Source organism: Streptomyces sp. O3, assembly GCF_054788135.1.
In genome coordinates this window covers 1-9,811 of the sequence record NZ_JBTVYK010000097.1, presented here as the reverse complement: position 1 = coordinate 9,811, position 9,811 = coordinate 1, and the positions used below count along the sequence as shown (strand labels likewise).

The 9,811-nt window shown below is 66.9% G+C and carries 7 protein-coding genes and 1 pseudogene; 2 read left to right on the top strand and 6 right to left on the bottom strand.

The window, feature by feature from the left end; all coding sequences use genetic code 11:
* Positions 1–1,844: 1,844 nt before the first annotated feature.
* Positions 1,845–3,536, bottom strand: coding sequence for a recombinase family protein (locus tag ACX6XY_RS29340; RefSeq protein ID WP_460337406.1), 1,692 nt, complete (start codon positions 3,534–3,536; stop codon positions 1,845–1,847).
* A gap of 119 nt (positions 3,537–3,655) precedes the next feature.
* Between ACX6XY_RS29340 and ACX6XY_RS29335 the strand changes: the two genes are divergently transcribed.
* Together ACX6XY_RS29335 and ACX6XY_RS29330 are read left to right on the top strand one after the other, a co-directional pair.
* The gene (locus ACX6XY_RS29335; RefSeq protein WP_460337403.1) at positions 3,656–4,372 is read left to right on the top strand and encodes a DsbA family oxidoreductase; all 717 of its coding nucleotides are present in this window, start codon (positions 3,656–3,658) and stop codon (positions 4,370–4,372) included.
* 70 nt (positions 4,373–4,442) lie between these two features.
* Positions 4,443–5,483, top strand: coding sequence for an aminotransferase class V-fold PLP-dependent enzyme (locus ACX6XY_RS29330; RefSeq protein ID WP_460337401.1), 1,041 nt, complete (start codon positions 4,443–4,445; stop codon positions 5,481–5,483).
* A 105-nt stretch (positions 5,484–5,588) separates the two neighbouring features.
* On the opposite strand, the gene thpD is transcribed toward ACX6XY_RS29330, so the two are convergent.
* From thpD to ACX6XY_RS29305, 5 genes and pseudogenes are all read right to left on the bottom strand, one after another.
* The gene (gene thpD / locus ACX6XY_RS29325) at positions 5,589–6,488 is read right to left on the bottom strand and encodes an ectoine hydroxylase (RefSeq protein ID WP_460337398.1); all 900 of its coding nucleotides are present in this window, start codon (positions 6,486–6,488) and stop codon (positions 5,589–5,591) included.
* 171 nt (positions 6,489–6,659) lie between these two features.
* Complete coding sequence (locus tag ACX6XY_RS29320) at positions 6,660–7,064, bottom strand: ectoine synthase (RefSeq protein WP_411058724.1); 405 nt, start codon at positions 7,062–7,064, stop codon at positions 6,660–6,662.
* Positions 7,065–7,130: 66 nt separating this feature from the next.
* Positions 7,131–8,399 carry a diaminobutyrate--2-oxoglutarate transaminase gene (ectB, locus tag ACX6XY_RS29315; RefSeq protein ID WP_460337393.1) on the bottom strand — a complete coding sequence of 423 codons (1,269 nt, stop codon included), beginning with the start codon at positions 8,397–8,399 and terminating at the stop codon, positions 7,131–7,133.
* A 101-nt stretch (positions 8,400–8,500) separates the two neighbouring features.
* Positions 8,501–9,052, bottom strand: a complete 552-nt coding sequence (gene ectA, locus ACX6XY_RS29310) for a diaminobutyrate acetyltransferase (protein WP_460337390.1) — start codon at positions 9,050–9,052, stop codon at positions 8,501–8,503.
* 414 nt (positions 9,053–9,466) lie between these two features.
* Positions 9,467–9,742 (bottom strand): annotated as a pseudogene (locus tag ACX6XY_RS29305) (alanine--glyoxylate aminotransferase family protein); the annotation flags it as partial.
* Positions 9,743–9,811: the final 69 nt, after the last annotated feature.

Genomic DNA, 9,811 nt, shown 5'->3' with positions numbered 1-9,811 from the left:
ATTCTTGCTGGTCAGAGGCACTTTTCGCTTACCTGACCATCCGTCGGACAGTCCACCTCGTGAAAGCGCGAGGCTAGAGAGTGAGTTTGTAAAAAGGGCCTGTGTGCCTCTCTGGGGGCCTATCTCCCGACCCTTGACCAGAGAGACCGGATAGCCTCTCAGCGGCCCGCAGACGCGCTCTCAGCGACCTTACGGAGGCGATACACCTTTTGCTTGTGGGCATTGCAGCAGAACCGGCGCGGTGCCCCTACGCCGTCCCAACCGGTGTTCTCCTCGCACCCTTCCAGTTCGCAGACGGCATCCCACCGGGCGTCCTCGTTGAGAGCACAGCCGGGCGAACAGAAACGCTGTCGGCTATTCCTCGGCTCGAACGCGTCTCCACAGCGGGCGCAGTCTCGCCCGGCTAATCGCTCCCAGAATTCGTCTCGGGTGAGCTGTGCCGCGCGCTGCCTGGCCTTGCGACAGCGAGGGGAGCATAGGATCTCCTGTCGGCCGGTTAGTGGTCCATCGCAGACGACACAGCGGCCGTCCGTGGCTTCCCACGGGTAGTACGTCATTTCTCGGGCTTTCCTCTGGATGTGTCGAGTGTCGTTTGAGAGCAGCACTTTGGGCCGCCCTTGGAATCCCTTGGTGGACCTACCTTGCTAGGGACATACACACTTCATTACGTAACAAGGTAAGAAAACTAAGAAGAAAGAGAGACCGGCTCACCCCTCCCGCTGTGCCCGCTCACGCTTCCTCGCGTACGCAGCGCGGTACTTGCAGCGGTCCGAGCAATACATGGCCGGACGCCCAATGCCCTTGTCCTGCAAGGGGGTTACGCAGTCTGGGCCAGCGCAGCGGTTAGCCGGAAACAGGATCTCGTCTACTACGGCCAGCGCGAGACGTGCGTATTCGTGGGCCGCCTCGGCCCTTGGGTCGCCGGTGCCGATTGCTTCCCACGCCGCAGCCTCGGCCCGCTGTACCGCCTTGCGGATTCGGGAAAAGTCGCGCTCATTGGCGCGGCTGTTCCTCGTAAGTACCTCGTTAGTCCTGTCAGTCATGCGGGGTTTCCTCCAAAGTCCACTAAATGGCGGTCTGGATCACGCGGCATTCCGCGCAAGTCATCTAAAGGGTGGTCGCGTCTTGTTCTGTTTCCCCGAAAGTCCACTAAAGAGAGCCAGAGAAAACCCCCGCCAACGAGTGACGGGGGTTTCTCCGGGAGGGGGCGACAGAACGTCTAGGCGGGGTTCTCGGCGTACCCGATCAGCAGCGCGAGCCGGGCCGCCTGTAGGTCGGGGGAGTTACCGAGGTTCGCTCGGAAGACTCGGACGAGACGGCCCCGCTTACTCCGGGGTTCGTCGGCCCATGCGTCCATCCGAGCACTGAGCGTTTCAAGGTCGAGAGTGTTTGTGATCGGCACCGCGTTGCCTCCTCGCTGTTCTCTCCAGTGCGGCGGTTCCAACTTCCAGAGATCGTGTGTCTTGCGCAGTCCCCGAGGGGTGCCGGTTAAGCGCTGTTCTCAGGGTCCAGAGAGGGAGTCGGTAAAGCGTTTCTGAAAAGCCGTCAGATCCGAGCCGGCGAGTGCCTGCTGTCACTGTACGTAATTACTCGACTACAGGCTCTGTTCGGCCGTCAGGCGGCCCACTAGGGGTGACCCGGAAGCCCTCGGCCAGCGGGCAGGGAGCGGCGCGCAGACGGCCGTCTGTGGCCTCCCTCGGGGCCGTTGTCGGCAAGCCACCGGAACCCCTCGGCGCTGGCCGGTCGGTAAAGGCTCTGTGCGGCCGTCTGCGGGCACGAGAAAGCCCCGGCGGGGAGTTCCCGCCGGGGCCCTAGTCGCCTCTCAGAGCCGCTTACGCGGCCGTCTAGGCGCTACGCTCTCGTGTCCTCTCCGCGTGCTTCACGCCCGCTTCAAACGCTGTGTCCCATGCCGGGTCGCTGGCCTCCCGCCAATGGAACGTCAGCCGGTCAATGGCGGGCACTCGGTACCCCCGACCCTTGGACGGTGCGAGGACGATTCCCTTGTCTGTCAGTGCGGCCCGCAGTAGTGCCCGTTGTCCAGCGATACCGGCCCCGTTCCACAGCGCGGCAAGTGCCTCGGGGTCCATGAGCGGGGAGAGGTCCGCTTCCCGCGTCAGTTCGGCAAGCTCGGTCTTTAGGGCTGTGATCTGTTCGCCCACCTGTACGCGCATGCTGTCGAACATCTCTTCCGTCATGCGACCGAGAACAAAAAACTCTTTGTTGAGTTTCATTTCCCGGCCGACTGCCGACTCAAGCGCAGCCGTCACCTGTGCCTTACGTGCTTCCTTTTCCGGGTCTTTGTAGGCCAGCCATTCACGGGCGATTTCGTGCAGCGTGGCAGACTCGGGGGACAGGCTCAGGATGTGGCCGAACCATGCTTGGGTAACAGCATCGTCGGCCCGCTCGCGCCCGATGGATACGCCCTCGCAGACGTGGGCCCCCTCGTTGGTCCGGGCGTAGCAGCGGTAAGCGGGCCCGCTGCTGACTTCCTTTGCACCACAGCGACCGCAGTGCATGTTGCCCGACAGGAGATTGGATATCTCCCGCTTCCCCCGTTCACAGTTTCCTACCGGCCCGTTCTTCTGTGCGCGGCTTGCGAGAATGGCTTTGATCTTGACGTGCTCTGCGAACGTGATCACGCCTTTACCGCAGGAAATGGGGATACCGTTCTTGTCCAACAGCGGGGTTCCGCCCCGGTGGTACTTTCCGTGCCATTGGCCGTTCTTGTCGAGCATCCTTTCCCGCTGTGCGACGAGTCCGGCCCAAGTGACAGCGTGGGCAAGCGCGATGATTCCTGTTGCCTGCCAATTGCCACCCTTGCGCGCCTTCAATCCTTCCTCGTTCAGGGTTTCCGCGATCCATGCCGGGGTCTTTCGGCTCAACAGGTACTCGGCAATTCGCCGGGCCGTTGGGTATTCCTTCGGGTCATGCTCTAGACGTCCCTCTCCCTTGACAGCGCGCAGGCCATAGGGTGTTACGCCACCTGTCCACTTGCCGTCTGCCTTGTGCGAGTCCATCCCCAGCTTGACGAAATCGCCAAGGTCTTTCACTTGGTCGCGCGCTTGCTCACTCAGGAACGCGAGCACGGTACGGGAAGTGCGAGAGTCCAGCCCCTCGGACACGACGAAGATGTACGCGCCCTGTTCCTCGAACGTGTCGAGCAAGAGGCCAACCTGACCCATGCCCCGGCGGGAGAGTCGGGAAGTCTTGTATACGTAGAGCGCTTTCGAGAGTCCAGCTTCCGTGACGGCCGCTGTCGCTTTCTCGAATTCCTCGCGCCGGATGTAGCTCTTGCTTGCGCTCTTTTGCTCGAACCAGACGTGTCGAATTTTTTTGTTGTCCCTGACGCCCTGCGCGCACATACGGCGGACCTGCTCACGGAGCGCGCTAAGAGAGTCCTTTTTCTTCGACCGACGCACGTACATTTCCGCGAGATTCACGGGGGAACCGATGGCCGGTTCCCAAAGGTCAAGTTCTTTGAGGTCGTCGTCTGTGAACCCGAGGGAGCGAAGCGCGGGGTAGTCGTCGCGGTGCATCTGTCTTGGTCCAATCTCCGAAGTCGGACCGCGCGTCACTGGGGCGGCCGTCTCCATCCCCGAGCGTGTTTGTGAAGTCGGAGAGGGAGGCGAACGCAAAGCCCCAGGTCAGAGCGGTTATGGCTTCGTTGGTCCAAGCCTGCCCGTGGTGCTACATCGGCAAGGCCCGTTTCGAGAAGGGCCTGGAGGCCTTCGCCCACCGCGACCAGGTCGAGGTGGTGCACCGCTCCTTCGAGCTCGACCCGGACCGTCCTCGCGGTGACACCGCCCCGGTGGTCGACATGCTGGCGAAGAAGTACGGGCGTACCCGCGAGGAGGCGCGGGCCATGGAGGAGCACGTCGCCTCCAACGCGCGCGCCGAGGGGCTCGGCTACCGCACCGAGGGCCGCGACCACGGCAACACCTTCGACATCCACCGGCTGCTGCACCTGGCCCGCGACCGGGGACGCCAGGACGCGCTGCTGGACCTGGCCTACCGGGCGAACTTCGCCGAGGAGCGGTCCGTCTTCGACCGTGAGGTGCTGCTCGCGCTCGCCGCCGAGGCCGGTCTGGACGAGGGCGAGGCCCGCGCCGTGCTGGACGACGGCGCGGCGTACGCGGACGAGGTGCGCGCGGATGAGCGGCAGGCCGCCGAACTGGGCGCGACCGGGGTGCCGTTCTTCGTGCTCGACCGGCGCTTCGGCGTCTCCGGAGGGCAGCCCGCAGAGGTTTTCACGCGGGCGCTGGAGCAGGCGTGGGGCGACCGTGCGCCGCTTCAGACGGTGGCGGCCGCCGGTGAGGGGGAGGTCTGCGGGCCCGATGGCTGCGAGGTTCCGCAGGCCAGGGGCGATGCATAAGCGTTGCTTGGGGCGCGTCGTCAATTTTATGCAATAGACGAATAGGTGGCGGTGCCCCAGAGTGGGGGGCATGGACAGCCTCGCAGGCGGCGTCTTCGCGCCGCGGAACACCTATCTGAACACCGCGAGCACCGGGTTGCTGCCAGAGCCCGCCGTGACCGCGATGCGGGAAGCCATCGAGGGCGCGGCGGCCGGGCGGCCCACCGACATGTTCGAGGACGTGGAGGTCTCCCGGAGCGCGTTCGCCCGGCTCGCCGGTGTCCCGGTCAGCCGGGTCGCGACCGGGTCGTCGGTCGCCGTCTACACCGGGATGATCGCCGCCTCGCTGCCGGCGGGCGCCGAAGTGCTGGTCGCCGAGGGTGATTTCAGTTCGTTGGTGAACCCGTTCCATATGCGGGACGACCTTGTGGTGCGTACGGTGGCGCTGGAGAAGCTGGCCGCGGAGGTGCGGCCGCAGACCGCCCTGGTGGCGTACAGCGCCGCGCAGTCGGCGGACGGCCGGCTCGCCGGTCTTTCCGCGATCCGGGCGGCGGCGCGGGCCCATGGGGCCCGTACGCTGGTCGACGCCTCGCAGTCGGCGGGATGGCTGCCGCTGGACGCGGCGGACGACGACTACACCGTGGCCGTGGCCTTCAAGTGGCTGTTCTGCCCGCGGGGCATCGTCTTCTTCGTCGTGCCAGAGGACTTCGGCGGGCTGAATCCGGTGTTCGCGGGGTGGGTCGCGGGCGAGCGGCCGTGGGACAGCTGCTACGGGCCCGTCGAGGAACTCGCCCACAGCGCGCGGCGGTTCGACATCAGCCCGAGCCTGTTCTCCTATCCGGGCGCGCGGGCGTCGCTGGCCCTGGTCGAGGAGGTCGGCGTGGACGCGATCCGGGCCCATGACCTGGCGCTCGCCGAGCGGTTCCGCGGTGGCCTGGCCGGGCTGGGGCACACTCCGGTGCACGCGCCGGGTTCGGCGATCGTGTCGGTGCCGGGACTCGGGCGGCGGCAGCCGGAGCTGAGCCGGGCGGGGGTCGAGGTCTCGGACCGGGCCGGGAACCTGCGGGCGTCCTTCCACCTGTACAACTCCGCGGCCGATGTGGACCGGCTGCTCGATGTGCTGTCCGGCTGAGGGCGACGGAGCCGAGAGGGACGGAGCCGAAGGCGACGGAGAGGCGTCCGGCGCCCCGGAACGGCGGGGCGCCGGACGGCTGATCTCAGAGACTTACCCGGAGCGCTACTTCACGGGCGTGAAGTCCCGCGCCCCGATGAACTCGGGCCGCCGGATCGGCGCCGAGAACGGCTCCACCGCGGCGTTCTCCACGCTGTTGAACACGAGGAAGAAGTTGCTCCGCGGGTAAGGAGTGATGTTGTCACCCGAACCGTGCATGGCGTTGCAGTCGAACCAGGTGGCCGACCCCGCCTCGCCGGTGAACAGCCGGATGCCGTACTGCGAGGCGAGCTGGGTGAGCGCCTCGTCGGACGGGGTTCCGGCATCCTGCATCTGCAGGGACTTCTTGTAGTTGTCCTTCGGCGTCGCGCCCGCGCAGCCCAGGAACGTACGGTGCGACCCCGGCATGATCATCAGACCGCCGTTGGTGTCGTAGTTCTTGGTGAGCGCGATGGACACCGAGACCGTGCGCATGTTCGGCAGGCCGTCCTCGGCGTGCCAGGTCTCGAAGTCCGAGTGCCAGTAGAAGCCGGTTGCGCCGAAGCCGGGCTTCACGTTGATGCGCGACTGGTGCACGTAGACGTCGGAGCCCAGGATCTGGCGGGCCCGTCCGACGACGCGCGGGTCAGCGGCGAGCTTGGCGAACAGCTCGCTGATCTTGTGCACCTCGAAGATGGTACGGATGTCCTGCGAGCGCGGCTCGACGATGGAGCGTTCGTCCGCCCGCATCGCCGGGTCGTTCATGAGCCGCTCCAGCTCGGCGTGGTAGACCTCTACCTCGTCCGGCGCGATCAGCTGGTCGATCGCCAGGAAACCGTCCCGTTCGAACCCCGCCAGTTCGTCGGCCGCGATCGGCCCAGCGGTACCCGGCTCGGACCACACCACGGGGTCCTTGCGTTCGATGAGCACCTCGGTGGCGCCTCGGGTCGGGTACAGGTCGGCGGTGCGTTCGGGTGCGGTGGTCATGGTGTTGCCTGCCTCTCCTCTCGTACGGCCCTTACGGGATGTACACCCCGGCCGCCCCCAGGAAGTGCGGGGCGGCCGAGGAGATCAGGGGGGCGTTGAAGCCCGGGCGTGCGCCCGTTGCGTCAGCTGGCCTGCTGCCTGCTGCCTGCTGCCTGCTGTGCGCTGTGCTCGTCAGCTCGCTTCAGGCTCGGTGAGCAGCGGGTACACGCCGTTCTCGTCGTGGTCCTCTCGGCCCGTCACCGGCGGGTTGAAGACGCACAGGCAGCGGAAGTCCTCCTTGATCCGCATGGTGTGCTTCTCGTGCCCGTCCAGCAAGTACATGGTGCCCGGCGTGATGGTGTACTTCTCGCCGGTCGTGTCGTCGGTGAGCTCGGCCTCGCCCTCGACGCAGACCACGGCCTCGATGTGGTTGGCGTACCACATGGAGGTCTCGGTGCCCGCGTACAGCACGGTCTCGTGCAGCGAGAAGCCGACCCGCTCCTTGGCGAGCACGATCCGCTTGCTCTCCCAGGTGCCGGAGGCGGCCTTGACGTGGCGGTCGGTGCCTTCAATGTCCTTGAACGAACGGACGATCACGGTGAGTCGGTTCCTTTTCTCTCTCGCGTGCTGCGGTCTTGCGTGCTGCTGTACGGGTCTGGGCTGTCAGGCGGTCTCGCGTACGGCGCGGGCCAGGATGCGCAGGCCCTCGTCCAGCTCGTCGGCGGTGATCGTCAGCGCGGGCAGCATCTTGACGACCTCGCTCTCCGGACCCGAGGTCTCGATCAGCAGGCCCAGCTCGAAGGCCCGCTTGGCGACCTTGCCCGCACGGTCCTTGTCGTGGAACTCCAGGCCCCACACCAGACCGCGGCCCCGGTACTCCTTGGTGTCCTCGGGGTGCTCGGCGCGGATCGCGGACAGCGCCGCCTCGACCTGCTCGCCGCGGGCCAGGGTCTGCTTCTCCATCTGGCCGTCGGCCCAGTACGCGTCCAGCGCGGCGGCCGCGGTGACGAACGCCGGGTTGTTGCCGCGGAAGGTGCCGTTGTGCTCGCCCGGCTCCCAGAGGTCCAGCTCCGGCTTGAACAGCGTCAGCGCGAACGGCAGGCCGTAGCCGCTGATGGACTTCGAGACGGTGACGATGTCCGGCGTGATGCCCGCCTCCTCGAAGGAGAAGAACGCGCCGGTACGGCCGCAGCCCATCTGGATGTCGTCGACGATCAGCAGCATGTCCCAGCGCTTGCAGACGTCCGCGAGCTGGCGCAGCCACTCGGCGCGGGCCACGTTGATGCCGCCCTCGCCCTGCACGGTCTCGACGATCACGGCCGCGGGGTGGTTCAGGCCGGAACCGGAGTTCTCCAGCAGGCTCTCGAACCAGATGAAGTCCGGGGTCTTGCCGTCGAGGTAGTTGTCGAACGGCATCGGCGTGCCGTGCACCAGCGGGATACCGGCGCCGGCGCGCTTGAAGGCGTTGCCGGTCACGGCGAGCGAGCCGAGCGACATGCCGTGGAAGGCGTTGGTGAAGGACACGATCGACTCGCGGCCCTTGACCTTGCGGGCCAGCTTCAGCGCGGCCTCGACGGCGTTGGTGCCCGTCGGGCCGGGGAACATGACCTTGTACGGCAGGTCACGCGGGCGCAGAATCGTGTTCTGGAACGACTCCAGGAACGCGCGCTTGGCCGTGGTGGACATGTCCAGGCCGTGCGTGACGCCGTCCCGCTCGATGTAGTCGATCAGGGCGCGTTTGAGCACCGGGTTGTTGTGCCCGTAGTTGAGCGAACCGGCGCCGGCGAAGAAGTCGAGGTACTCGTGGCCGTCCTCGTCGTACATGCGGCTGCCCTGCGCGCGGTCGAAGACGGTGGGCCAGCCGCGGCAGTAGCTGCGCACCTCCGACTCCAGGGTCTGGAAGACACTCAGGTCGGGCTGGGTGATGGTCACAGCGAATCTCCTCCTGGGAGATGAAGAACGTGGGGGTGCTACCTGGACATGGGGTCGGGTGCGGCCCGGTGGCTCGGCGGAGCCGGGGAGGGGCGGAGAGATCAGAAAGACAGGGGGCCTATCCGGTAGAGCACCTCGGGGTCGTGGCCGCCGCCGTCGGGGAACAGCTCCGCACCGAACAGCACCTCCCGTTCGACGGTCGCGCCGTGCCGCTCGCCGTACGAGGTGAACAGGCGCTCGGACGCGGTGTTGCCGGGGGTGATGGTGGTCTCCAGCATGCTCAGCCCGGTCTCCGCGGCGACCCTCGCGGACAGGCCGTCCAGCATCGCCGCGGCCAGGCCACGGCCGCGCTGCGTCTCGTCCACGGCCACCTGCCAGATCAGCAGGGTTCCCGGACGGTCGGGGCGCACATAGCCGGAGACGAAGCCGACCGGCTGCCCGTCGGCGTCGCGGGCCACCACGGAGGTGCCGGCGAAGTCACGGCACCACAGCAGGTAGCTGTAGGAGGAGTTGAGGTCGAGGGTCTTGGAGTCACGGGCGATGCGCCACAGAGCGGCGCCGTCCGCCACTTCCGGGCGGTCGAGCCTCAGGTCTCCCAGTTTCTCGGCAATGTCGCTAGGGGTCGGTGCTAGGTCTGCTTGTGCAGCGGTCATGCGTATTGAATTTACCGACCTAAAATCGAAATTGCATCGGCGGAAGGGGTTACCTGGACGGGGGGTGGTGTGTTATCGCGCGTGGGTGCGCGGCTTTGTGTGGGGGTTTGGGTGCACATATCCGGGCAAAACGGACCAGTTGTGGAGTAGGTCACAAGGCCGTAACGCTCGCGAGATCTGTCCGAATCACGCGGTTTGGCGTGCGTGAAATCGTGGCGTTTAGTCTCGGGGAAACGGGGCAGAAGAAGACGGGAAGCTGCGCGGAAAAGGCAGCTTCCCGTATTCATGGAATGGCGTCAATTCCTGGGGTTCGTTATTTGGCTCTGTGGGTGGGTGCGTTGTTCTGGGGCTGGGGTGCGCCGGGGTGCGCCGGGGTGCGCCGGGGTGCGCCGGGGTGCGCCGGGGTGCGCCGCTCTACGGCTGGTGCGTCCCGCTTGCCCAGGCCGTGGAGGCCGCTCGCCTCGCGGCCGCCAGGTCCACCGTGACCCCGGCCTCGTCGGCCAGCGCGGTCCCCAGGGCCGCGAGCGCGCCGTGCACCACGCCGACGGCCGCGTCGGGGCCGTAGTGGTTGACCCGGATCATCTCCTGGGCGAGCGCGCCGCCGCCGGCCGTCACGGGCAGCGCCGGGTCGGCGGCCAGCGCCCTGGTCACCAGCGCGGAGGCGTCGGTCCCGGCGGGGGCGCGCAGGGTTCGCGGAGGCCTCAGGAGCCGCAGGCATCGGGGTCGGGGGCGGGGTCGGGGAAGTCATCGGCGCTCCCC